21 protein-coding genes and 1 pseudogene are annotated in these 24,802 nt (G+C 65.2%); 15 read left to right on the top strand and 7 right to left on the bottom strand.

Features of this window, described 5'->3' with window-relative positions; genetic code table 11:
- Positions 1-246 precede the first annotated feature (246 nt).
- The 6 genes from arcD (at position 247) to CK486_RS14535 (ending at position 7,396) form a co-directional block, all read left to right on the top strand.
- Positions 247-1,674 carry an arginine-ornithine antiporter gene (arcD, locus tag CK486_RS14560; protein ID WP_095941038.1) on the top strand — a complete coding sequence of 476 codons (1,428 nt, stop codon included), beginning with the start codon at positions 247-249 and terminating at the stop codon, positions 1,672-1,674.
- Between the two features lie 16 nt (positions 1,675-1,690).
- Complete coding sequence (gene arcA, locus CK486_RS14555) at positions 1,691-2,941, top strand: arginine deiminase (RefSeq protein ID WP_095941037.1); 1,251 nt, start codon at positions 1,691-1,693, stop codon at positions 2,939-2,941.
- Between the two features lie 90 nt (positions 2,942-3,031).
- The gene (locus CK486_RS14550) at positions 3,032-4,042 is read left to right on the top strand and encodes an ornithine carbamoyltransferase (protein ID WP_076582431.1); all 1,011 of its coding nucleotides are present in this window, start codon (positions 3,032-3,034) and stop codon (positions 4,040-4,042) included.
- Between the two features lie 107 nt (positions 4,043-4,149).
- Positions 4,150-5,076 (top strand): carbamate kinase, encoded by a 927-nt coding sequence (gene arcC / locus CK486_RS14545; protein ID WP_095941036.1) that lies wholly within the window; start codon positions 4,150-4,152, stop codon positions 5,074-5,076.
- A 74-nt stretch (positions 5,077-5,150) separates the two neighbouring features.
- Positions 5,151-6,476, top strand: coding sequence for a putrescine-ornithine antiporter (potE, locus tag CK486_RS14540; protein WP_095941035.1), 1,326 nt, complete (start codon positions 5,151-5,153; stop codon positions 6,474-6,476).
- Positions 6,477-6,487: 11 nt separating this feature from the next.
- Positions 6,488-7,396: an amino acid ABC transporter substrate-binding protein gene (locus CK486_RS14535; RefSeq protein ID WP_095941034.1), complete on the top strand. Its 909-nt coding sequence runs from the start codon at positions 6,488-6,490 to the stop codon at positions 7,394-7,396.
- A 36-nt stretch (positions 7,397-7,432) separates the two neighbouring features.
- Here the strand turns inward: CK486_RS14535 and CK486_RS14530 are convergent, their stop codons facing one another.
- The 3 genes from CK486_RS14530 to CK486_RS14520 all read right to left on the bottom strand — a co-directional run bounded on the left by CK486_RS14530 (position 7,433) and on the right by CK486_RS14520 (position 11,397).
- Complete coding sequence (locus CK486_RS14530; RefSeq protein WP_095941033.1) at positions 7,433-9,253, bottom strand: NAD(P)/FAD-dependent oxidoreductase; 1,821 nt, start codon at positions 9,251-9,253, stop codon at positions 7,433-7,435.
- Between the two features lie 66 nt (positions 9,254-9,319).
- Entirely contained in the window at positions 9,320-10,414 is a 1,095-nt protein-coding gene (locus CK486_RS14525) for an extracellular solute-binding protein (RefSeq protein ID WP_176481720.1), read from the bottom strand.
- Between the two features lie 95 nt (positions 10,415-10,509).
- The gene (locus tag CK486_RS14520) at positions 10,510-11,397 is read right to left on the bottom strand and encodes a LysR substrate-binding domain-containing protein (protein WP_095941031.1); all 888 of its coding nucleotides are present in this window, start codon (positions 11,395-11,397) and stop codon (positions 10,510-10,512) included.
- A gap of 113 nt (positions 11,398-11,510) precedes the next feature.
- Here CK486_RS14520 and CK486_RS14515 point away from each other — a divergent pair, with 113 nt between their 5' ends.
- From CK486_RS14515 to CK486_RS14500, 4 genes are all read left to right on the top strand, one after another.
- Positions 11,511-12,857, top strand: coding sequence for an FAD-binding oxidoreductase (locus CK486_RS14515; protein ID WP_095941030.1), 1,347 nt, complete (start codon positions 11,511-11,513; stop codon positions 12,855-12,857).
- Between the two features lie 27 nt (positions 12,858-12,884).
- Positions 12,885-14,393 (top strand): aldehyde dehydrogenase, encoded by a 1,509-nt coding sequence (locus CK486_RS14510; protein ID WP_095941029.1) that lies wholly within the window; start codon positions 12,885-12,887, stop codon positions 14,391-14,393.
- Between the two features lie 35 nt (positions 14,394-14,428).
- Entirely contained in the window at positions 14,429-15,796 is a 1,368-nt protein-coding gene (locus CK486_RS14505) for an NAD(P)/FAD-dependent oxidoreductase (RefSeq protein ID WP_095941028.1), read from the top strand.
- Positions 15,797-15,883: 87 nt separating this feature from the next.
- The gene (locus CK486_RS14500; protein ID WP_095941027.1) at positions 15,884-16,336 is read left to right on the top strand and encodes a hypothetical protein; all 453 of its coding nucleotides are present in this window, start codon (positions 15,884-15,886) and stop codon (positions 16,334-16,336) included.
- 9 nt (positions 16,337-16,345) lie between these two features.
- On the opposite strand, the gene CK486_RS14495 is transcribed toward CK486_RS14500, so the two are convergent.
- Positions 16,346-17,995: an acyl-CoA synthetase gene (locus tag CK486_RS14495; RefSeq protein ID WP_095941026.1), complete on the bottom strand. Its 1,650-nt coding sequence runs from the start codon at positions 17,993-17,995 to the stop codon at positions 16,346-16,348.
- A gap of 175 nt (positions 17,996-18,170) precedes the next feature.
- On the opposite strand from CK486_RS14495, the gene CK486_RS14490 reads away from it, so the two are divergent.
- On the top strand, positions 18,171-20,087 hold the full coding sequence (locus CK486_RS14490) for a beta-ketoacyl synthase (protein WP_095941025.1): 1,917 nt from the start codon (positions 18,171-18,173) through the stop codon (positions 20,085-20,087).
- 153 nt (positions 20,088-20,240) lie between these two features.
- The gene (locus CK486_RS14485; RefSeq protein ID WP_095941024.1) at positions 20,241-21,026 is read left to right on the top strand and encodes a sulfite exporter TauE/SafE family protein; all 786 of its coding nucleotides are present in this window, start codon (positions 20,241-20,243) and stop codon (positions 21,024-21,026) included.
- Positions 21,027-21,030: 4 nt separating this feature from the next.
- On the opposite strand, the gene CK486_RS14480 is transcribed toward CK486_RS14485, so the two are convergent.
- The 3 genes from CK486_RS14480 to nudE are packed head-to-tail and all read right to left on the bottom strand — an operon-like array spanning position 21,031 to position 22,864.
- Positions 21,031-21,480, bottom strand: coding sequence for a YiiD C-terminal domain-containing protein (locus CK486_RS14480; RefSeq protein WP_095941023.1), 450 nt, complete (start codon positions 21,478-21,480; stop codon positions 21,031-21,033).
- A complete protein-coding gene (cysQ, locus tag CK486_RS14475; RefSeq protein WP_095941022.1) occupies positions 21,480-22,301 on the bottom strand; it encodes a 3'(2'),5'-bisphosphate nucleotidase CysQ in 822 nt (273 codons plus the stop codon). The genes CK486_RS14480 and cysQ overlap by 1 nt, the downstream gene beginning before the upstream one ends.
- The gene (nudE, locus tag CK486_RS14470; RefSeq protein WP_095941021.1) at positions 22,298-22,864 is read right to left on the bottom strand and encodes an ADP compounds hydrolase NudE; all 567 of its coding nucleotides are present in this window, start codon (positions 22,862-22,864) and stop codon (positions 22,298-22,300) included. The genes cysQ and nudE overlap by 4 nt, the downstream gene beginning before the upstream one ends.
- A 63-nt stretch (positions 22,865-22,927) precedes the next feature.
- Here nudE and yrfG point away from each other — a divergent pair, with 63 nt between their 5' ends.
- The 3 genes and pseudogenes from yrfG to CK486_RS14455 form a co-directional block, all read left to right on the top strand.
- Entirely contained in the window at positions 22,928-23,602 is a 675-nt protein-coding gene (gene yrfG / locus CK486_RS14465) for a GMP/IMP nucleotidase (RefSeq protein ID WP_095941020.1), read from the top strand.
- Between the two features lie 8 nt (positions 23,603-23,610).
- Positions 23,611-24,450, top strand: a complete 840-nt coding sequence (locus CK486_RS14460; RefSeq protein WP_095941019.1) for an ABC transporter substrate-binding protein — start codon at positions 23,611-23,613, stop codon at positions 24,448-24,450.
- 147 nt (positions 24,451-24,597) lie between these two features.
- Positions 24,598-24,802, top strand: a pseudogene (locus tag CK486_RS14455) (hypothetical protein); the annotation flags it as partial.

Raw genomic sequence — 24,802 nt, 5'->3', positions numbered from 1 at the left:
CTGCTGCAACCTTGATCTGGCGCAGCGCTCTGACATGGCAGCGTCATAGTTTTGGAGCTATGTTCATGACCTGACCGTTTGTGCAGGAAGTTGTCAGCCCGCTGACCGCAAACGCTCAGTCGCCGTAAACGTGTTACAGGATTTGTTCCTAGGGGTAATGCAGTGGCGCTTCTTGATTCAGGTCAGCACTCCCCCTCGCGTTGCGGCGTTCCATAACAACATCGCCCACGACCCAAGGGGAACAACATGTCGGACTCCACCAATAAACTCCGCCTCGGCGCGCTGATCGCGCTGGTGGTCGGTTCCATGGTGGGCGGCGGGATCTTCTCGCTGCCGCAGAACATCGCCGCCAGCGCCAGCGCCGGCGCCACCCTCATCGGCTGGCTGATCACCGGCGTGGGCATGCTGACCCTGGCCTTCGTCTTCCAGACCCTGGCCAACCGCAAGCCGGAACTCGACGGCGGGGTCTACGCCTACGCCAAGGCCGGTTTCGGCGACTACATGGGCTTCTCCTCGGCCTGGGGCTACTGGATCAGCGCCTGGATCGGCAACGTCAGCTACATGGTGCTGCTGTTCTCCACCCTCGGTTATTTCTTCCCGGTGTTCGGCGAAGGCAACACCCCGGCAGCCATCATCTGCGCCTCGGTGCTGCTGTGGCTACTGCACTTCCTGGTGCTGCGTGGCATCAAGGAAGCCGCCTTTATCAACACCATCACCACCATCGCCAAGATGCTGCCGCTGGCGCTGTTCATCGTGATTGCCGCCATCGCCTTCAAGATGGACGTGTTCACCAGCGACTTCTGGGGCGCGGGCAACACCGAGCTGGGCAGCGTGATGGATCAGGTGCGCAACATGATGCTGGTCACCGTCTGGGTGTTCATCGGCATCGAAGGCGCCAGCATCTTCTCCGCCCGCGCCGAGAAGCGCAGTGATGTGGGCAAGGCCACCGTGATCGGTTTCATCGGCGTGCTGTTGCTGCTGGTTCTGGTCAACGTGCTGTCGCAGGGCATCATGGCTCAGGCCCAGCTGGCCGGCCTGAAGAACCCGTCGATGGCTGCCGTGCTGGAACAGGTGGTCGGCCCGTGGGGCGCCCAACTGATCAGCATCGGTCTGCTGGTGTCGCTGGCCGGAGCCCTGCTGTCGTGGACCCTGCTGTGCGCGGAGATCATTTTCTCCTCGGCCAAGGACCACACCATGCCGGAGTTCCTGCGCAAGGAGAACGCCAACCATGTGCCGGCCAATGCACTGTGGCTGACCAACGGCCTGATCCAGCTGTTCCTGATCATCACCCTGTTCAACAGCTCGACCTACCTGAGCCTGCTGTACCTGGCCACCTCGATGATTCTGGTGCCGTACTTCTGGTCCGGTGCCTATGCCCTGCTGCTGGCTGTGCGTGGCGAAACTTATGAAGGCGATGCCGGTCAACGTAACAAGGACCTGTTCATCGCCTTGGTTGCCACCCTCTATGCCGTCTGGCTGGTGTACGCCGCGGGCGTGCAGTACCTGCTGCTGTCCGCGCTGCTCTACGCACCGGGCGCCATCCTGTTCGCCAAGGCCAAGCGCGAGCTGGGCCAGGCGGTGTTCACCAACATCGAGAAAGTGATTTTCATCGGCGTACTGATCGGCGCCGGCATTGCCGCCTACGCTCTCTACGCTGGCTTCCTCAGCCTCTAAGAGAAGGAGTTCGAAAATGAGCAAGAAGAAACTCGGCGTGCATTCCGAAGCCGGCAAACTGCACAAGGTGATGGTCTGCTCGCCGGGCCTGGCGCATCTGCGCCTGACCCCGAACAACTGCGACGAACTGCTGTTCGACGACGTGATCTGGGTGTCCCAGGCCAAGCGCGACCACTTCGACTTCATGACCAAGATGCGCGAACGCGGCATCGACGTGGTGGAGATGCACAACCTACTGGAAGAAACGATCAAGAACCCTGAAGCCCTGAAGTGGATTCTCGACCGCAAGATCACCGCCAACAGTGTCGGTCTCGGCCTGCAGAGCGAAGTGCGCAGCTTCATCGAGAGCCTGGAATCGCGGCGCATCGCTGAGTTCCTCATCGGCGGCGTGTCCGGAGCCGATCTGGTCAAGTACAAGGAATCCGAGGTGGCGAAGATGTTCTGCGCCTACCAGGGTGAATCCAGCTTCCTCTTCCCGCCGCTGCCCAACACCCAGTTCACCCGTGACACCACCTGCTGGATCTACGGCGGCGTCACCCTGAACCCCATGTACTGGCCGGCCCGTCGTCAGGAAACCCTGCTGACCACCGCTATCTACAAATTCCACCCGGACTTCATCAACGAAGAGTTCGAAATCTGGTACGGCGACCCGGACCAGGATCACGGTTCCGCCACCCTGGAAGGCGGCGACGTGATGCCGATCGGCAACGGCACCGTGCTGATCGGCATGGGCGAACGCAGCTCGCACCAGGCCATCGGTCAGGTGGCCAAGGCCCTGTTCGACAAGGGCGCCGCCGACAAGGTGGTGGTGGCCGGCCTGGGCAAATCCCGCGCGGCCATGCACCTGGATACCGTGTTCAGCTTCTGCGACCGCGATCTGGTCACCGTCTTCCCGGAAGTGGCCTACAACATTGTGCCCTTCGTGTTGCGTCCGGACGAAAGCAAGCCGGGCGGCATCGACGTGCGCCGCGAGGAGAAATCCTTCATCAACGTGGTCGCCGAATCGCTCAACCTGAAGAAGCTGCGCGTGGTGGAAACCGGCGGCGACAGCTTCGAGGCCGAGCGCGAGCAGTGGGATGACGGCAACAACGTGGTCTGCCTGGAGCCGGGCGTGGTGGTCGGCTACGACCGCAACACCTACACCAACACCCTGCTGCGCAAGGCCGGTGTCGAGGTGGTGACCATCAGTGCCAGCGAACTCGGCCGCGGCCGCGGCGGCGGCCACTGCATGACCTGCCCGATTATCCGCGACCCGATCGATTACTAACCGCCCCGGCGGCGGCCTACCCGGTCGCCGCTTTCCGCCGGAGCCTAAGTGGCGCCGGTACGACCCGTATTTCTCAAGAGGAAAACTGTCATGGCTTTCAACATGCACAACCGCAACCTGCTCAGCCTGATGCACCACAGCACCCGCGAGCTGAAATTCCTGCTGGACCTGTCCCGCGACCTCAAGCGCGCCAAGTACAGCGGCACCGAGGTCCAGCACCTCAAGGGCAAGAACATCGCCCTGATCTTCGAAAAGACCTCGACCCGTACCCGCTGCGCCTTCGAAGTGGCCTCCTATGACCAGGGCGCCAACGTCACCTATATCGATCCGACCTCCTCGCAGATCGGCCACAAGGAGACCATGAAGGACACCGCCCGCGTGCTCGGCCGCATGTACGACGCCATCGAGTACCGCGGCTTCAAGCAGGAGATCGTCGAGGAGCTGGCCAAGTTCGCCGGCGTACCGGTGTTCAACGGCCTGACCGACGAATACCACCCGACCCAGATGCTGGCCGACGTGCTGACCATGCTGGAAAACAGCGACAAACCGCTGCACGACATCAGCTACGCCTACTTGGGTGACGCCCGCAACAACATGGGCAACTCGCTGCTGCTGGTCGGCGCCAAGCTGGGTATGGATGTGCGCATCGCCGGTCCGAAAGCCCTCTGGCCGCACGATGATTTCGTCGCCCAGTGCAAGGCCTTCGCCGCCGAAAGCGGCGCGCGCATCACCCTCACCGAAGACCCGAAAGAAGCCGTCAAGGGCGTGGACTTCATCCACACCGACGTCTGGGTCTCCATGGGCGAGCCGGTCGAGGCCTGGGGCGAGCGCATCAAGCTGCTGCTGCCGTATCAGGTCAACGCCGAGATGATGAAGGCCTCCGGCACGCCGCGGACCAAGTTCATGCACTGTCTGCCGGCCTTCCACAACACCGACACCAAGGTGGGCAAGCAGATTGCCGAGCAGTACCCGCATCTGGCGGGCGGCATCGAAGTGACCGAAGAAGTGTTCGAGTCGCCGGCCTGTATCGCGTTCGAGCAGGCGGAAAACCGCATGCACACCATTAAAGCGGTGATGGTCGCCACCCTCGGCAACGTGTAACCGCCGTTGCCAGCGAGGCGGAGGTACAGCCAACGCCTCGCACAGAAATTCATCTGGGTGGAAAAGCGTAAAGCGCTTCTCCACCCGTTTTGATTCAGGAGATCAACATGCGACTCGTGATCGCTTTGGGCGGCAACGCCCTGCTTCGTCGCGGCGAAGCCATGACCGCAGAAAACCAGCGCGACAACGTGCGCATCGCCTGCGAGCAGATCGCCAAGGTGGCGTCCGGCAACGAGCTGGTAGTGGCCCACGGCAACGGCCCGCAGGTCGGCCTGCTGGCCCTGCAGGGCAACGCCTACGACCCGGCCAACCCCTATCCGCTGGATGTGCTGGGCGCCGAAACCGAAGGCATGATCGGCTACATGATCGAACAGGAGCTGGGCAACCTGCTGCCGTTCGAGGTGCCTTTCGCCACCCTGCTCACCCAGGTGGAAGTCGACCCGACGGACCCGGCCTTCCAGCACATGACCAAGCCGATCGGCCCGGTCTATCCCAAGGCCGAAGCCGAGCGCCTGGCCGCCGAAAAGGGCTGGACCATCGCCCCCGACGGCGACAAGTTCCGCCGCGTGGTGGCCAGCCCCCGGCCCAAGCGCATCTTCGAGATCCGCCCGCTGAAATGGCTGCTGGAGAAAGGCACCATTGTCATCGCCGCCGGCGGTGGTGGCATCCCCACCATGTACAAGGACGGCAAGCTGGTCGGCGTTGAGGCGGTGATCGACAAGGACCTCTGCTCGGCCTTCCTCGCCACCGAACTGGAAGCCGACCTGCTGGTAATCGCCACCGACGTGGATGCCGCCTACATCGACTGGGGCAAACCGACCCAGAAGGCCATCGCCGAAGCCCACCCCGATGAGCTGGAGCGTCTGGGTTTTGCCGCAGGTTCCATGGGTCCCAAGGTGCAGGCTGCCTGCGAGTTCGCCCGCAATACCGGCAAGGTCGCGGTGATCGGCTCGCTGCCGGACATCGAGGCCATCGTCAAAGGCACCGCCGGCACCCGCATCAGCACGCAAAAACCCGGACTGACCTACCGTTAACAGGTCGCCGCTATACAAAGGCCCGCAGGTTTGCCTCCGGGCCTTTGCCTTGTCTGCCCTGGAAGGAAGCCAACATGGCTGATAACAAGAAGATGGGACTGATCGGCCTGACCACCCTGGTCACAGTCAACATGATGGGCTCGGGCATCATCCTGCTGCCCTCGAGCATGGCCCAGCTCGGCGCCGTGTCGCTGCTGTCGTGGATCGTCACCGCCATCGGCTCCATGGCCATCGCCTGGTGCTTTGCCCAGTGCGGCATCTACTGCAACAAGTCCGGCGGTATGTCGGCCTACAGCGAGGAAGCCCACGGCAAGTCGGCCTTCTTCCTCTGCTCCTACCTGTATTTCCTCTCGCTGGTGGTCAGCAACGTGGCCATCAGCATCGCCGCCGTCGGCTACCTGACGCCCTTCGTGCCCTGGCTGGGCGAAGGCTCCATGCCGCTGTTCGCCGGCACCCTGTGCATGATCTGGCTGACCACGGTGGCCAACTTCGGCGGCCCCAGCCTGACCGGCCGGCTGGGCTCGATCACCGTCTGGGGCATCATCATCCCCGTGGCCGGCCTCTGTGTGATCGGCTGGTTCTGGTTTGATCCCGCCGTGTTCGCCGCCGCCTGGAACCCCAACGAGCTGAAGGTCAGCGACGCCATCACCCAGAGCATCCCACTGACCCTCTGGGCCTTCCTCGGCATGGAGTCGGCGGCGCAGAACTCCGATGCCGTGGACAACCCCAAGCGCAACGTGCCGCTGGCCTGCCTGCTCGGCACCCTCGGTGCCGCCGTGGTCTACGTGCTGTCGACCAGCGTGATCCAGGGCATCGTGCCCAACGCCGAACTGGCCAACTCCAGCGCGCCCTTCGCCCTGGTCTACGCACAGATGTTCAACGACGGCATCGGCGACATCGTCATGGGCCTGGCCGTGCTGGCCTGCGTCGGCTCGCTGCTGGGCTGGCAGTTCACCCTGGCGCAGACCGCCAAGGTCACAGCCGATCAGGGCCTGTTCCCGCGCTTCTTCGCCCGCCTCAACCGCTTCGACGCGCCGCTGCTGGGGCTGATCTGCTGCGCCCTGATGCAGAGCCTGATCGCCCTGTCGACCATCTCGCCCAACGTCAGCGAGCAGTTCGGCAAGCTGGTCAATCTGGCGGCGGTGAGCAACCTGATCCCCTACGTCACCGCGCTGTCGGGCCTGCTGGTGATCATGTACAAGGCCGGGGTGGATCTCCCCACCTTCCGCCGCAACAGCCTGATCCTGCTGATCGGCATGTTCTACTGCTTCTACGCCCTGTACGCCTCGGGCCTGGAGGCGGTGTTCGGCGCGGCGCTGGTGATGGTGGTCGGCTACCTGCTGTTCGGCATCATCGCCAAACGCCTGATCGCCGAACTGGATACCCTGCAATCGTCCTAGGAGCGCGCCCAATGATCGCCTTCCAGCCTCTCCTGCGTGGCGCCACCGCACTTCTGCTGGCAGCAGCGCTGCTGCCAGCCTATGCCGACGACACCCTGCAACGCGTCCGCGCCAGCCAGACCCTGACCTTTGGCTTCGTTCCCGGCGACGCGCCCTTCTCCGCCGGCACAGCCGAACAGCCAGCCGGTTACGCCATCGAGCTTTGCAATCTGCTGGCCGCTCAACTGCGCCAGGACCTCGGCCTGCCCGACCTCAAACTCCGTTATCAGGCGCTGACGGTGGGCGAAATGTTCCCCGCCGTGGCCAGCGGCAAGGTCGATACGGTGTGCAGCGCGGTGGGCGACACCCTGACGCGCCGCGAGCAGGTGAGTTTCTCCCTGCCCTACTTTGCCGCCGGCCTGGGCGTGGTGGTCCGCCGCGATGCACCGGCCAGCCTGCTGGCGCCGCTGCTTGAAGGTACGCAGGAGCGCGGCCCGGTATGGCGCGCCACGCTGCGGCAGGGGCTCAACCGCCATAGCTTCGCGGTGCTCAAGGACAGCGTCAGCCTCGACTGGGCCCGGGCGCGGATCCGTGCGCTGGGACTGCAGTCTGAGCTACGCGAGGTGCAGAGCAATGCCGAGGGGCTAGCCATGGTGGCGCAGGGGCAGGTCGATGCCTTCTTCGCCGACCGTCTGGTACTGCTCAACTATCAGGCTGAAAGCGAGCATGGCCGGGAGCTGGTGATCCCCGAGAAGCTCTTCGAGGTGCTGCCGGTGGCCCTGCCACTGGCGCGCGGTGATGCCGACTGGCAACTGGCCGTGGACCGTGCCCTGAGCCGCGTGCAGCGCAACGAAGCCGGACAGGCGCTGTACGCGCGCTACTTCGGGCAGCCCGGAGAACCGGGCCGGCAAGTCCTGCAGCTGTTCCAGAGACCGGAATAACGCTGTCCCGGGGCCTGGCGGCCCCGGGTTCCGCCATCAGCCCAGCTCGCCCACCGCACGCCACGCCTGATCGACGGCACCGTGCAGGTACGGGTCCCATCCCGCATCGGAGTTGGCGATGGCCACGCGGCCCAGCGGCTGGCGGGCGGCTTTCATCACCGCTTCGCCGCCGTCCGGACCGTCAAACAACGAGTTGGTGTAGTAGGAATAGCCATGGGGCCAGCGGTTGACGGTGATGGCCAGGATATCGCGCTGGCTGTCGAAACCGGCTTTGCCCAGCAGGCGTTGCAACTGGTCGCGGATCTGCGCCTCGTACTGCTCGAAGCTGGTGGTATAGATCTGCATGCGCGCTGCCCGTGCCTGGGTGCGCAGGTCTGGTCCGACGCCCGCCGCATGCGGCACCTGCACCATGTGCAGGCAGATCGGCTGCTGCGGATCGCGCGGCGCGCGGTACCCACCGAGGTCTACCGGGTAGTCGAGCTTGACCACCGAGAATGGCATCCCCGGTGAATAGACCTCCTGCATGCCCAGCTTGGTCCAGCTGGTCCAGTCACGAATCACCACATTGGCGTACACCAATGGCAGCTTGACGTTCTGGCTCAACGCCTTGGCCTGCGCCGCCGGCAAGTCGCGCAGGATGTAGGGAATCAGCATGTTGTAGCAGGCCAGCACGCAGTGACGCCCGCGCACACGGTAGAGCTGCCCGCCGCGGCTGTAGCCGACATCCACCCCCTCGTCACGGTTGCGCACGCTGACGGCGGTGCTCGACAACCGCAACCGCACCGCCTGCCCGGGCACATCCAGTCGGCCGTAGTCGAAGACAGCGAGCACCACATCGTCCATGCCGCTCCCTGGCGCCACGCCCGGAATCAGGTCACGCACCAGCAGGCGCGCCACGCCGGCGTTGCCATCGGGGAAGTGGTAGATATAGGGCTCCTCCTCGCCTTCATCCTCCTCCAGCCCCAGCCCGGCAAATCCGGGGTACCCGGCATACCGGGCATAACTGGCAGGAAGAAAGTCGATGCGATAGCCGTACTCATCACTGGAGCGTTGCTGGAAATAGGCAATGGCCGTTTCCGACAGCCCCACGTGCCGCTTGAGATAGTCGCGGTAGCTCAGGCTGGCCAGGTAATCCTCACGCTCATCGGCGGGCATCTTTGCGAGGTAGTCTTCCTCGTCCTCGTATAGCGCCCGCAACGCCTCGCGATCAGCCTCCGCCAGCGGAAAGCGCCCGATAAAACCCGCCCAGTCCGGTTCATCCTCAGCCTCCGCATCGGGCTCACCCACCACCAGCCGGTCTTCACCAAAAGTCTGCTGGTCGAAGAACACCGCGCTGTCCAGTTCCTCATACAGCCGGTGCTGATAGGCCTGATCGAAACGATCCAGACGCACACCCAGCGCCTGCAACAGGCGGTATACCTGATCGCTGAAATTGGCTTTGGGTGAGTCCAGCGATTCGCTGCCGCCATAGCCCAGAATCAGCCGGCCTCCGGCACGAAACTCGTTGCGCTTGGCATGCCCACCGAAGTCATCGTGATTGTCCAGCAGCAGGATGCGCGCCTGCGGGTGCCGCTCGCGGTAGAACCAGGCCGCGGCCAGACCGCTGATACCGGCGCCGACCACCACCAGGTCGTACTCCTCCTGTATGGGCAGTTTGTCGGTGTCGAACACCTTCTTTTCCCAGCCCATCTGGTGAGCCACCTCGAAGCTGCCGGGATGGCTGCCGCGCAAACCGGTCAGCGCCGGCGGATAGCCGGCCTGCTGCGTCTGCGCGGCCCGGACCAGTTGCCAGGGCAGCAGACCGGCGCCCACCGCCAGGGCCGCACCGTTGAGGAAATCACGTCGTTTGATCGTCATACCACCCTCGCAAAAAAGCCCCGCACAAGGCGGGGCAAGCTGCTTTGGAACACTCCCACACACAGATTAGTTGCTGTACAGGCGCCGCCAGTATTTGGTCATCACTTTGATCGTTTTCGGCCCGATCGTGCCCGAAACATAGAAGCTGCGGATCTCGGCTTCACTAGGCGCATAACGACCGTCCTGAATCGCGCGGCTGGCTTCCTGCGCCTCCTGCACCGAACTCGGGTAACTGTTGTACTCGGTCACCTGGGTCGCCACCTTGGGATCGAGCAGATAGTTGATCCACTGATAGGCCGCGTCTTTGTTCCGCGCATCCTTGGGAATCCCCATCATGGTGAACCAGATGGGCGTCTGGCCCTTGGGCGTGATGTAACGGATATCCATGTCCAGCTTGTTCTCGCGGACGATGCGATTGACCACCCCGGCATCACCACTCCAGGCCATGGCCACACAGATGTCACCACGGGTGATCTGATCCCGATAGGTCGAGTTTACCTGCTTGATATGCGGCCAGACGCGCTGCAGCTGCATGTAAGCGGCCTTGTAGTCCTCGATATCGTTGCTGTTGGGATCACGCCCCAGATACGCCAGCACCATGGTGAACACATCCTGTGGCGAATCGAGGAAAGACACGCCGCACTTGGCCAGCTTGCTCACCACCAGCGGATCGAACAGCAGAGCCTGGGTGTTCAGGTCAAAGTCCTCGCCGAGGATGGCCCGCACCTGTTTGACGTTGACCAGAATGCCGTTGGTGCCCCAGAGAAAGGGCACACCGTAGCGGTTACCCAGGTCATGCAGTTCGACCTTCTTCAGCAACACCGGGTCCAGGTGCACACGGTTGGGAATCTTCGACCAGTCCAGCGGCTCGTAAGCCCCGGCCTTGATCTGCTTGGCCATGTAGGAGGAGGACGGATAAACCACGTCGTAACCCGAGTTACCGGTCAAGAGCTTGCTCTCCAGCGTGTCATCGCTGTCGAGAATGTCGTAGGTCATCTCGGTTGAAGTCTGCTGGGCATAGGCCTTCTGCACCTCGACCGGGATCAGCTCCGACCAGTTGAGGACATTCAGTGACTGTGAAGCAGCCTGAGCGCTCAGCACACCCAGAGACAGGGCACTGGCCAGAAACGCACGGCAAAGGGCGGAGGATCGTGACTTCATGGAGGCTCTCGCGATGGGGTCGGGACAGCCAGACATTAGGAGAGCGATCCCCTTCGCCACAACACGCGATTAGGGTACCTGGCTATTAGAAAAAGTCATACCTGGAGATTGGCCAGCTTATCGAACAGCCACTGACGGAACAGCTTGGCTTCCGGTTTCAGGCCTCCCACGGGGCTCAGCAACAGGTAGCCTTCCAGCACCGCCTGATTAGCCAGCGGACGCACCAGCCGGCCGCTGGCCAGCTCCTCCTCGACCAGCAGGCCATTGGTCAGCGCCACCCCGGCACCGGCCAGCGCCAGGTCGATCACCTGATCGGCACTGACATAGGACATCTCGCTGCTCAGCCGCGCACGCAGCCCCTGGCTCTGCAGCCAGGCGCCCCACCAGTAGCCGTCGTCCTCGTGCAGCAGAGGCAGACGCAGCAGGTCTTCAACCCTCGTCAGCGGCCCGTGTTCAAGCAGAAACGCCGGTGAACAGACCGGAAAGATCTGCGGCTGCACCAATACCTCCCGTGGACCAGCAAACTCCTCGCCATCGCCAAACGCGACGCCCAGATCGGCACGCTCAGCCGTCACCTCGCGGAAGGATGGATTCGGCTCCAGGGCGATGCGGATGCCGGGGTGCAACGCACGAAACTCGGCCAGGTGATGCCGTAACCAGCGCCCGGCGAACCCCGGCACTACCAGCAGGCGCAACCAACGCTGCTGGGCGCGGGAGGTCAGCTCGTAGGAAGCCTCGGCGATCTGCGTCAGCGCGGCGCTGACCTGTTCGAAGTAACGCCAGCCGTCCTCGGTCAGCACCACGCCACGCGGCGTGCGCTGAAACAGCTGCGTCTGCAGACGCTCTTCCAGCGCCTTCACATGCCTGCCGATAGCCGGCTGGGTGACATGCAGCTCCTGCGCGGCGGCCACGTAGCTACCCAGACGGGCAGCGGCCTCAAAGGCACGCACGGCATTCAGGGGTGGCAAGCGGTGCACAGCCATGCTGCTCTCCAGCTATTAGTTTTTTTAACAACCTAGCACAGAAAACACAGGTTGTAGCCCCGAGGAGCGACTCGCATGCTGCCCCCACGCAGTACCGCCAGCGCGGAGACCCTATGAGCGCCATGATTTTCCACCCCAGCCTGTACGACCGCCGCCAGTACCACACCAGCTACTGGGCGGCACAGAACCCAGCGCCCCATCTGGAGGCCCTGCAGGCTGATATCCAGACCGACGTCGCCATCATCGGTGGCGGCTATACAGGCCTCTCCTGTGCGCTGCACTTGAGCCGCGACCACGGACTCGACACAACGGTGCTGGAGGCCGGCGATATCGGCTGGGGCGCCAGTGGGCGCAATGCCGGCTTCAACACCCTGCCCGCCTGCAAGCTGGCGGCCGCCGAGGTATTCCGCCGTTGGCCGGAAGCCGAAGCCCGCGCCTTCTTCGAAGCCCAGCGTGAAGGGCAGGCCCTGGTCTATGAACTGGCGCAGAGCGAGCAGTTTGAGCTGGATGCCTGCGGCAGAGGCATTTTCCAGGTCGCACACTCGCGCGGTGCGCTGGCTGAACTGGATGAAGAAGGCCGCTGGCTGCGCCAGGCCGGCATTCCCTGCCAGACCCTCAGTCGCGAGGCCTTTGCCGAGATAGGTCACGACGGCCCTGATCAGTTCGGCGCCCTGCACATGACCGAGGGCGGCGGCATCGATCCCATGCAGCTGACCCTGGGACTGGCCACGGCCGCCCGTCGCCATGGCGCCAGCCTGTATGCCCGCAGCCCCATGCAGCAGTGGCGCAAGGATGGTGCCTGGCACGTTCTGCAGACGCCGCAGGGACAGGTCCGCGCCCGTCAGGTGGTGGTCGCCACCAACGGCTATCGCGATGGCGAGGAGCCCGCCGGACTCCGCCATCGAGCCCTCCCGGCCATTTCCAACATTCTCGTCACGGCTCCGCTGAGCGAGGCGCAATGGCAGGCCATCGGCCTGAACAACCTGAGCCCGATGTCCGACACCCGCATGTTGGTGACCTACTACCGGCGCCTGCCGGACAACCGCCTGCTGCTCGGCGCGCGCAGCGACACCTGGGGCGACCCGCAGCGCGATGCGCGCATGCAGGCGGCCCTGCACGCCCTGATCGCACGCAAGTTTCCGGACGCCGGTCCGCTGCCGGTGGACTATTTCTGGCGTGGCCTGGTGTCCGTGACCCGCAAGCTGGTGCCCAGCTGGGGCCGCCTGGATGACGATCCCAGCGTGCTGTTCACCCTGGGCTGCTTCGGCTCCGGGGTCAACACCATGCCCTGGATGGGCCGCACCCTGGCCCGCGCCATCGCCGGCCAGCCACTCAGCACCCGCGAGCAGTGCGCGGTGTTCCGCAACCTGCCGGGGCGCCTGCCCGGCCGGGCCTGGCAGCAGCGCCTGGGCCTGCAACTGGCTTACCTGCACTACGGCCTGCAAGACCGCCTGGCCTGATCCCCACAACAAGAGAGAAGTCCCCACATGACACCCACAGCCACCCTGATGCTCGAACGCTCCGCCCAACATTTCGTCGATGGCCAGTACCTGCCCGGTAACGGCGCCCGCGTGGCCATCATCGACCCGGCTACCGAAGCCGAAATCGGCAGCTATGCCGAGGCCACCGAGGCCGAGATGGAACAGGCCATTGCCTTGGCCAATCAGGCCCAGAAGGGCTGGTGGGCGCTCAGCGCTCTGGAGCGCGCCGACGCCCTGCACCGGGTCGCCGACCGTCTCGGCGAACTCAGCGCCCAGGTGGGCGAATGCCTGACCCGCGAGATGGGCAAACCCTACCGCGAGGCCGAGTGGGAGGCTGGCGCCTCGGCCTCGGCCTTCCGCTACTACGCCGAACTGGCCCGTCAGGAACACGGCCGCGTGGCCGGCCCGGCCATCGCCGGTCAGCTGCACATGACCATCAAGGAGCCGCTGGGCACCGTGGTTTCCATCGTGCCCTACAACTTCCCGGTGCTGCTGTTCGGCTGGCAGGCCGCAGCCTCGCTGGCCGCCGGCAACGCCATCATCGTCAAACCGTCGGAGCTGACCTCGCTGACCCTGCTGCTGGTCATGCAGGCCTTCGATCATCTGCCAGCCGGGCTGGTGCAGTGCCTGACCGGTGGTGCCAACGTCGGCCGCCATCTGGTGGCGCACCCACACACCCATGCCGTGGCCTTCACCGGCAGCGTGCCGGCCGGTCAGGCAGTGGCGCAGAGCGCCGCGCTGCGCTTCAAGCCGGTGCTGATCGAAGCCTCCGGCAACGACCCGTTCATCGTCATGCCCTCGTCGCCGGTGGAGATCGTCGCCCGTGGTGCCGCCTTCGCCGCCTTCCTCAACTGCGGTCAGGTGTGCACCTCGGCCGAGCGCTTCTATGTGCATGAAGATGTCTACGACCGCTTCGTCAGCGCCTTGGCGGCCGAGGCCCGCAAGCTGCGCATCGGCAACGGTCTGGAGTGCGTGGACATCGGCCCGCTGGCGTCGGCCCGTGAGCGGGCGCGGGTAGAGAACATCGTGGCCCGTGCCGTGGAACAGGGCGCGCGCATCGTCTGCGGCGGCAAGCGCCCGGCAGACCGCGAGCAGGGCTGGTTCTTCGAACCCACGGTGCTGGAGGTCAGCCACGCGATGGACATCATGCACGGCGAGTGCTTCGGCCCGCTGGCGCCGGTGTGCAAGGTACGCAGCCTGGACGAGGCCATCGCCCTGGCCAACGACTCTGAATTCGGCCTGGGCGCCAACATCTACACCGAGAACCTCGCCGAAGCCATGCGTGCGGTGAACGAGATCGAGTCCGGCATCGTCTGGGTCAACACCCCGCTCAACGACAACGATTGCGTGCCCTTCGGCGGCCGCAAGATGACCGGCCAGGGCCGTGAACTGGGCATCGAGGGGCTGGAGCAATTCCGCCGCTCGAAGATGGTGATGATCGCCCCGCAGGCCATCGACGACCCGGAATGGTTCCCCTACCCCGATGACGAGGCCTTCCCGGCCACGCAGCAGTAACCCCGACAACAAGCACAAGACAGGAGCGTTACCCGATGAATCGTCGCACTTTGCTGAAAAACGCCGGATTGGCAGCTGCCATGGCAGCAGCTGCAACCGCCAGCCGGACTACTCTGGGCGCCACCACCAGCCCGAAGCGGGTCATCGTGATCGGCGCCGGCATCGCCGGTCTGGCCGCGGCCAGCCAGCTGGCCGGGCGCGGCCATCAGGTTACCGTGCTCGAAGCGCGCAACCGTCTAGGCGGCCGCACCTGGACCAGCGCCGCCTGGGCAGACGCTCCTGTCGATCTCGGGGCCTCCTGGATTCATGAAATGGACGGCAATCCACTCACCCCACTGGCCCGCAGTGCCGGTGCGCAACTGATTACCACCAGCTACGACAGCGTGGTGGACTATGACGTCGACGGCAAACCGATCAACGCTACCCGCGCCTCGCGCCTGGCCGCGCTCAAGGACGAACATGAGTGGGCCATCGGTCAGGGCCAGAACGATGACATCGACCGCTCGGTGCGCAACACCATAGAAAGCCAGCTGGACTGGGCCAGCCTCGATACAGGCGACCAACAGCTCCTGGCGTTCATCACCAACAGCACCGTGGAGCAGGAGTACGCGGGCAGCCGCAATGACCTCTCCACCTACTGGTTCGACAGCATGGGCGGTTACAACGGCGAAGACGCCGTATTCGCCGACGGTTACCGCACCCTGGTCAACTACCTGGCGCGCGGCCTCAACGTGCAACTGGGGCAGGTTGTCAGCGCCATCGACTCCAGCACCGCTGCAGTCAAGGTCACCACCAACAAGGGCAGCTTCAGCGCCGATCGCGTCATCGTTACCGTGCCGCTGGGCGTACTCAAGAAAGGCTCGATCAAATTCACTCCGGCCCTGCCAACCAAGAAGACCACCGCCATCAGCAAACTCGGCATGGGTAACTTCAACAAATGCTACCTGCGTTTCCCGACCCAGTTCTGGCCGCAGGAAGACTGGCTGGAATATATCCCGCCGCTGTCCCAGCACGGCCAGTGGAGCCAGTGGCTGAACCTGGCCCGGCTGACCGGCCAGCCGATCCTGCTGGGCTTCAACGCCGGCGACTTCGGCGGGCAGATCGAGGCGTGGAGCGATGCGCAGATCGTCGCCGGCGCCATGACGCGACTGAAACAGATGTTCGGCAGCGGCATCCCCGACCCAATCGGTTTCCAGATCACCCGCTGGAGCCAGGATCCGTTCAGCTACGGGGCCTACTCCTTCTACAAACTGGGCTCCAAACCGGCGATGCGCGACGACCTGGCCGCGCCTATCTCAAACCGCGTGTTCTTCGCCGGTGAGGCGACCCACAAGCAAATGTTCGCCACCGTGCACGGCGCCCTGCTCTCCGGCCAGCGCGCCGCCACCCAGGCCGAGGCCTGATCCCCTGCGGCCGCCCGATGCCCTCGGGCGGCCGCCCACAGCAGGCTCGACTAGGCTCAGTGGATACGTGATCACCGAGGCCTCCCTATGGACCGAGCACTGCTGCGCCATCTCGCCCACCTGAGCACCATCGCCACTGCGCTGCTGGCCATTGGCGGCTTGCTGGTGGCGGTCTGGCAGATACGAGCCAGCGAGGCCAGCCAGCGCGAAGCCTCGGCCCGCGACGCCTACAAGGAATACCTCAAGCTGGTGATCGAGAAGCCCGAGCTGGCCGAACCCGACCTCCCCGGCTCGACCTCAGGCCCGGCACGCGAGGCTGGCCAGGACAACCTGTTCAGCTTCTACCTGTTCAGTGCCGAACAGATCTTCGATGCCTTCCCCGATGACCCCGGCTGGCACCAGAGCCTGCAGAGTGACCTGTGCGGTTTCCGCCAACTGCTGGGCCCGCGTCTGGACAACTGGCACTGGAGCCAGCACGAGGCAGCGTTCGTCGAGTTTGCCCAGCAGGCGCTGATCAACTGCACCAGCGCCCGCCGGTAAAGCAACGACTCAGGCCACCGCCAACTCCGCAGCCATGGCCCTGGCCTGTTCTCGCAGGAGGAACTTCTGCACCTTGCCGGTGGAAGTCTTGGGCAGGCTGGCGAACACCACCTGCCCCGGCACCTTGAAGCGCGCCAGGTGCTGCTGGCACCAGGTGATCACTTCCTCGGCCGAGAGGCTGGCACCATCACGCAGGGTGACGAAGGCACAGGGGGTCTCGCCCCACTTGGCATGCGGCATGGCCACCACGGCAGCTTCGAGGATCAGCGGATGGCGGTAGAGGGCATCCTCCACCTCGATGGAGGAGATGTTCTCGCCACCGGAGATGATGATGTCCTTGCTGCGGTCGCGGATTTCCACGTAGCCATCGGGGTGCCACACGGCCAGATCGCCGGAATGGAACCAGCCGCCGTCGAAAGCCTCGGCCGTGGCGCTGGGGTTCTTCAGGTAGCCCTTCATCACCAGATTGCCGCGCATCATGATCTCGCCGAGGGTCTGACCATCCTTGGGCACCGGCTGCAGGGTATCCGGGTCGGCCACCATCAGGCCGTCGAGCAGCAACTGGCGCACACCCTGACGGGCCTTCAGCCGGGCACGCTGCTCGGCCGGCGCCGCATCCCACTCGTCCTGCCAGGCACAGACCACGCTGGGGCCATAGGTTTCGGTCAGGCCGTAGACGTGGGTGACGCGGAAATCCAGCGCCTCCATGGCCTCGATCACCGCCGCGGGCGGCGCCGCGCCGGCGGTCATCGCCTTGACCGGGCGGGTCTTCAGCGCCTTCAGCTCGTCACTGGCATTGGCCAGCATGTTCAGCACGATGGGCGCGCCGCAGAAATGATCGACGCCATGCTCGGCCAGCGCCGGGTAGATGGCCTCGGCGCGCACGTGACGCAACGCCACACTGGTGCCGACCGCAGCGGCCAGGGCCCAGGGGAAACACCAGCCGTTGCAGTGGAACATCGGCAGGGTCCACAGGTACACAGGGAAACGGCCCATCTCCCAGCTGATCATGTTGGACAGCGCGTTCAGGTGCGCGCCACGGTGGTGGTAGACCACGCCCTTGGGATTGCCGGTGGTGCCGGAGGTGTAGTTCAGGGCGATGGCCTGCCACTCGTCCTCCGGCAGGCTCCAGGGCGCCTCGGGATCGCCTTCGGCGAGCAGTTGCTCGTATTCCAGCTGACCGATCAGCTTGCCCTCGGCATAGGTCGGATCGTCGATGCCGATCAGCAGCGGCGGCTTAGCCATATGGCTGGCGGCGCGCAGCGCCAGCTCGCCGAACTCCTTGTCCACCAGCAGCACGCGGGCCTCGCCGTGCTGCAGGATGAAACCGATGGCTTCGGCATCCAGACGGGTGTTGATGGCATTGAGCACCGCGCCGCACATGGGCACGCCAAAGTGCGCCTCGAACATCGCCGGGCCGTTGGGCGCCAGAACCGCCACGGTATCACCGAGCCCGATGCCCCGCGCCGCCAGCGCCGAACCCAGCCGGCGACAGCGCGCATAGGTCTCCCCCCAGGTCTGTCGCAGCGGCCCGTTGATCAGAGCCAGACGTTCCGGATAGACGGTGCCGGCGCGCTCGAGAAAGGTCAGCGGGCTGAGCGCCTGAAAGTTCGCGGCCACCGGCGGCATGCCGAGTTCATAGGGGTTGTAGGGGGTCATCACGGGCTCTCCGATGCGGTATCTGCGCAGCGTGCGACCCTAGCAAAAGCCTGCCGCAGCGGCTGTACGACCTTGGTCGCGGGCGTGACTCTGCAGTCACGGCCTGCGTCAGGTTAGGCACTTAACCGGCCGCCCGCGCGGCCGTCTGCCCGTTTTGCCTGGGAGTGGTTGTCTGATGTCGCGTCTACCGGTGATCGTCGGCTTTGGGGGCTATAACGCCGCCGGTCGCAGTTCCTTCCATCACGGCTTCCGCCGTTACGTTCTGGACAGCCTCGCTGCCGACCAGCGTCAGCAGACCCTGGCAGGTCTGGCGGTGCTGATGGGTCTGGTGGTGTACCGTGACGGTCAGTACCACGACGGCGAAGGCCAGCCACTGGACCTGGCCACCCTGGAGAGCCGCTTCGGCGAGCAGATCCGCGCCGGCACCCTGATCCGCCGCATCGACAGGCAGTACCTGGATGTCGACGCGGTGCACTGGCAGAAGAACCTCACCGTCACCGGCACCGCCGGCAAACCGCTGGTCTTCATCACCCTGCGCAAGCAGTTACCCGAGCCGCTGCCCAGCGACTGGATAGTCGAGCCGCTCAACGACACCGAGGTGCAGGTCACCCTGTACGACGGCTGCGACATCAAGGTCGACAGCTTCCGTGCCCTGCCGGTGAAATCCGCCGGCCAGTTGCCCAGCGGCTTCGACCCCGCCGCGCTCTACCCCTCGCGCTTCCACCCGCGTGGCCTGCAACTGGCGATCGTCGGCGCCAGCGACGCCCTGCACTCCATCGGCCTGCCGTGGGCGACCATCAGCGCCGCCGTGGCCCCGGACGAGATCGCCGTATACTCCGGCAGCGTGATGAGCCAGCTCGACGAGAACGGCTACGGCGGCCTGCTGCAGTCGCGTCTCAAGGGCGGCCGGGTGACCGCCAAGCAGCTGCCGCTGGGGCTCAACACCATGCCGGCGGACTTCATCAACGCCTACGTGCTGGGCAGCGTCGGCAGCACCGGCAGCGTCACCGGCGCCTGCGCCACCTTCCTCTACAACCTGCAGAAAGCCGTGGAGAGCATCCAGAGCGGACGCACCCGCGTGGCCATCGTCGGCAACAGTGAGGCGCCGATCACCACCGAGTGTATCGACGGCTACGGCGCCATGGGCGCGCTGGCCACCGAAGATGCCCTGCGCCAGATCCAGCAGCGCAGCGGCGATGACAGCGAGACCGTCGACCTGCGCCGCGCCAGCCGCCCGTTCGGCGACAACTGCGGCTTCACCCTGGCCGAGTCGACCCAGTACGTGGTGCTGATGGACGACGAGCTGGCCCTGCAGCTGGGCGCCGACATCCACGGTGCGGTGCCGGATGTGTTCATCAATGCCGACGGCTTCAAGAAGTCGATTTCCGCCCCCGGCCCGGGCAACTACCTGACCCTGGCCAAGGCCGTGGCCAGCACCATGGCGCTGGTCGGCACGGAAACCGTGCGCCAGCACAGCTTCGTGCATGCCCACGGCTCCAGCACCCCGGCCAACCGCGTGACCGAGTCCGAGCTGCTCGACCGCATTGCCGGCGCGTTCGCCATCGAGTCCTGGCCGGTCACCGCGGTCAAGGCCTACGTCGGCCACAGCCTGGCCGCCGCCAGTGCCGACCAGCTGATCGCGGCGCTGGGAACCTTCGCCAGCGGCATTCTGCCGGGGATCAAGACCATCGACCGGGTAGCCGACGATGTGCACCGCCAGCACCTGGAGATCGTCACCGCCGACCGCCAGCAGCCGCTGCAGGTGGCCTTCCTCAACTCCAAGGGCTTTGGCGGCAACAACGCCAGCGCCGCCGTGCTGGCGCCGTGCCTGGTCGAGCAGTTGCTGCAACGCCGTCACGGCGAAGACACGCTGGCCGCCTGGCGCCAGCGCCGCGAGCAGACCCGCGCCGAGGCCGCTGCCTATGACCAGCGCGCCCTGCAAGGGGATTTGGGCATTCTCTACCGCTTCGGCGAAGCACTGATCGACGAACACGAACTGGCCATCGATCAGCAGCAGATCCGTGTACCGGGCTTTGCCCAGCCGATTCAGTTCAGCGCCAACCCGGGCTATGCGGACCTGAGCCAGAGCTGAACGATCGCCGGGATGGAGCGGGCAGCCCGGCACAGAACACCAGCAAAGACGATTAAGGAATAGTTACAAAACAAATCAGTCTAAAAACGCATAACAAGCGTTGCTAAGATGCCGGCCTTTCTCATCGAGCCCCGCAACGGCAGGTAGAGCAGCATGGACTTCGGATTTCTCGGCTTCGTCGTCGCCGGCCTGGTGGTGGGCTTTATCGTCGGCATGACCGGCGTGGGCGGTGGCTCGCTGATGACTCCGATCCTGCTCTGGTTCGGCATCAACCCGGCCACGGCCGTGGGTACCGACCTGCTGTATGCCGCCATCACCAAGTCCGGCGGCATTGTTGTCCATCATCGCAACCGCAACATCGACTGGAGCATCACCGGTTGGCTGACCCTGGGCAGCGTGCCGGCAGCCGCACTGACCCTGTGGCTGCTGAGCACGCTGCACAGCGATACCGAAGCGCTGAACGCGGTGATCAAGCATGCCCTGGGCTATGTGCTGCTGCTGACCGCGCTGGCCATCCTGTTCAAGCAACGCCTGCTGGACTTTGCCAAACGCCATGCCGGCGATCACTACCACCTCAGCGACCGCACCCTCAATGCCCTGACCGTGGGCACCGGCATTCTGCTCGGCGTTATGGTTACCCTCACCTCGATTGGCGCCGGCGCGCTGGGCACGGTGGCACTCTTTCTGCTCTACCCGTACCTGGTGACCAAGCGTCTGGTCGGCACCGAAATCGCCCACGCCGTGCCGCTGACCCTGATTGCCGGCCTCGGCCACGCCAGCATGGGCAACATGGACTGGCAACTGCTGGGCTACCTGCTGATGGGCTCGCTGCCCGGCATCTACCTGGGCAGCCACCTGTCGGGACGCATTCCTGATCTGGTACTGCGCCCCTGCCTGGCCACCATGCTAGGCTTCATCGGTTACAAGCTGGTCCTCTGACCACTCAGCGCTGCAGCACGTATTCCCCGCTGAACTGCACGGCCACCCGCCCCTGAGCATCCAGCACCTCGCTGTTGAGGGTCAGCCGGGCCACGCCGCGACGCTGAAACAGCGCGACAAAGCGCTGCCACTCTTCGGCAGCGGGAGCACTGCAACGCGACAGCGCATCCCCCTCCAGTGGCAGCAGATAGCTGATCTGCGCGTTGCGAATGACCACCGCGCCAGCCAGACCGCTATCCGCCAGCCGCAGGTGCAGCCAGCCCCAGCCGGCCAGCAGGGCGGCGCAATAGAGACTGCCGCCAAACTGGGTACCGTGCGGGTTGCCATTGGCTGCCAGTGGCAGGCCCAGGCACAGCTGATGGTCCTGCCAGCGCTCAACCCGAACCTGCATCGCGCGGCACAGGGGAATCTCCTCGTACAGCAGGGCCTGCAAAGACTCGGCGGGCGTGCTCATCAGTCCAGCGCCCGCGCCAGCTGAATCAGCTCGTCACGCCAGGCAGCCGCCTGCGGCAAAGCGAGGAACGAAGGGTTGAGGAAACTCTCGCGGGCCTCGTAGGTCAGGGCCTGGCCCTTGAGATCAAGCACTTCGCCACCCGCCCCTTCCAGCACACCCTGAGCCGCAGCGGTGTCCCACTGCGAGGTCGGCGCCAGACGCGGGTAACAGTCGGCGCTGCCTTCGGCCAGCTGGCAGAACTTCAGCGAGCTGCCGACGCTGACCAGATCGAGATCACCGAACTGCTCACTGAGACCGGCCAGCAGGCGCTCCTGCGCCGGGCTGGAATGACGCCGGCTGGCGACCACGGTGAAGGCCTCGGCCGGGCTCAGACGCACCGTGAGACGCTCGGCCTCCTGCCCCGGATCAACCCGCCAGGCGCCCAGACCGGCGCCACCGTAGTAGACGCGGCCACTGGCCGGAATGCCGACCACGCCGAGCAGCACCCGGCCCTGCTCGACCAGAGCGACATTGACGGTGAACTCTTCGCTGCCGGCGATGAACTCCTTGGTGCCGTCCAGCGGATCGACCAGCCACCAGTGGGTCCATGCCGCCCGCTCGCTCAGGGCAATGTCGGCGGCCTCTTCGGAAAGCACCGGCAGCTCGGGCGCCAGGGCACGCAGCCCGGCATCGAGAATGGTATGGGCGGCCAGGTCGGCGGCCGTCACCGGCGATGCATCGGACTTTTCGGTCACCGCCACGTCGTTGCGCCAGAACGGCAGGGTGGCCTCACCGGCGCGGCGCACCAGATCGATCAGGGCGGGAAACAGTTGCTGGCTCATGCCGGAAATTCTCCTCGTTGCATCAGCAGGTCGCGCACCAGATAGAGCGCGGCGAGGGCGCGACCCTCGGAAAACTGCGGGTGCTGGATCAGGCTGGAGAGCTCGCGCAGGCTGACCCGGTCGACGCGCATCGGCTCCGGTTCATCGCCGGGCAGGCGCTCCTCGTAGAGGTCGCGGGCCAGCACCACCTGAATCTTCTGGCTCATGTAGCCGGGCGACAGACTCAGCTCGGTGATCAGCTCCAGCTGGCGGGCGCCGAAACCGGCTTCTTCCTTCAGCTCACGATCGGCCGCCAGCAGCACGTCCTCACCCGGCTCGACCAGGCCCTTGGGCAGCGACAGCTGGTAGTCGTCGGTGCCGGCGCAGTATTCCTCCACCAGCACGGCATGCTCGGCGTCGGCCATGGCCACCACCATCACCGCGCCATGGCCGTGACCACGGCTGGCCAGGCGCTCGTAGGTGCGCTCCACGCCGTTGGAGAAACGCAATTGCAATTGCTCGACGCGGAACAGGCGGCTGCTGGCAACGATTTCGCTGGCCAGCACGGTTGGCTTCTGGCGCATGGGGCTCTCCCTGAATGACGCGCTATCATAGCGCGCCTGACTGCCCGCCAAAGAACTGCGCACATGCCGACGCTACCCTGGTCCGCCATCGACACCGTCCTGCTCGACATGGACGGCACCCTGCTCGACCTGCACTTCGACAACCACTTCTGGCTCGAACACCTGCCCGAGCGCTACGCCGCGCACCACGGCATCAACCGTGCACAGGCCGAGGCCGAGCTGCTGCCGCTGTTCCACGAACACGCCGGGCAGTTGACGTGGTACTGCCTGGACTTCTGGAGTGCCGAGCTGGGCCTGGATGTCGCCCGGCTCAAGCGCGAAGTGGACCACCTGATTCAACTGCGCCCGCACGCCGACACCTTCCTCGCCGCCCTGCGCAGCGCCGGCAAGCGCGTGGCTCTGATCACCAACGCCCACCGCGGCTCGCTCTCGCTGAAGCTGGAGAAGGTCGAGCTGGCGCCCTGGTTCGACCGCCTGATCAGCTCCCATGACTATGGCTTCCCCAAGGAAGACCAACAGTTCTGGTTCGCCCTGCAGCAGGAGTTTCCCTTCGACCCGGCACGCACGCTGTTCATCGACGACAGCCTGCCGATTCTGCGCAGCGCCCGGCAGTTCGGCGTCGCCCACCTGCTGGCGGTCGAGCAGCCGGACAGCCGCAAACCGGCCAAGGAAACCGAGGAGTTTGCTGCGGTGGTGGACTATCTTGAACTGGTCAGCCAACTGCGCAGCTCCTGCTGAAACCCGCCATGTTCAAGTCCTGCTGGCTAACGCTGCTGTTGCTCTGCTCCTGCCTCAGCCAGGCCGCCGACCTGCGTCTGTGCCAGCATGCGCCGGAAAAGTACGCTTACCGTCTGGAGCTGACCGAACTGATTCTGGCGCGCACCGCCGCCACCTTCGGCGCCCGTCAGATTGCCCGCCCCGAGCAGGCCGACCCACCGCAGGAGCGCTGCCTGCATCTGCTGCAGAGTCAGCAGGTGGATGTCGCCTTCGTCCCGCCGACCGCTGAACGACTGCGCGACTTTGCCGTGATTCCCGTGGACCTGCACCAGGGCATGCTCGGCTATCGCCTGTTGCTGATCCGCCGCGACCAGGCCGAGCGCTTCGCCCGGGTAAAAACGTTGGAGGATCTGCGCCAGCTGCGCGGCGGCTTCGGCAGCCAGTGGAGCGACTTCAGCGTGTTTGCCGCCAATGGCCTGCCGGTGGTCGGTATGGCCAACCCGAACAACCTGCTGGCCATGCTCAGTCAGGGCCGTTTCGACTATTACCACCGCGGCCTGCACGAGGCCTGGGGTGATCTGGAACACCACCCCGAGTACCCGAACCTGATGGTTGAACCGCGCCTGGCGCTGACTTACCCAATGCCCGTGTACTTCACCTTCAACCGGCAGGATCAGGCCCTCAGGCAGCGTTTCGAAGAAGGGCTGCGCCTGATTCAGGCTGATGGCAGCTTTGCCGCGCTGTTCCAGCGACATTTCGGGACCATCGCCGAACGCGCCGGATTACAGCGGCGGCAACTGATCCACCTCGACTACCCCTCCGCTGTCGGCTTGCCGGCAACGACCAGCCCGGCGTGGCTCAGGCACTGAACCGACTGCGCGTCACACCGCGAGTTCCGCGTCGGCGGCGCCTGATATCGAGGGCGTGAAGCCCCTCGCAGACCCGGCAATTACCGCTTGAGCTAGCCCGACTGACTCTGCAGCATGCGCGTCATTAATCCCCCCGCAAGGTGAACCATGAAACTCGCTGCACTGCTTATGCCGCTCTCCCTGTCCCTGGTCCTGGCTCCCGGTCTGGCGCTGGCCGGCAGCAATACCGAAGCTGCCGTCGGTGGCGCCCTGGGTGGCGTGCTCGGCAGCGTGGTTGGTGAGCAGATCGGCGGCAGCACGGGCGCTGCCATCGGCGCCGGCGTCGGCGGCGCTGCCGGCAGCGCCGTGGGCG

The organism is Pseudomonas sp. HAR-UPW-AIA-41, assembly GCF_002304225.1.
Taxonomy (GTDB): domain Bacteria; phylum Pseudomonadota; class Gammaproteobacteria; order Pseudomonadales; family Pseudomonadaceae; genus Aquipseudomonas.
This window is presented reverse-complemented; position numbering and strand designations above follow the sequence as displayed.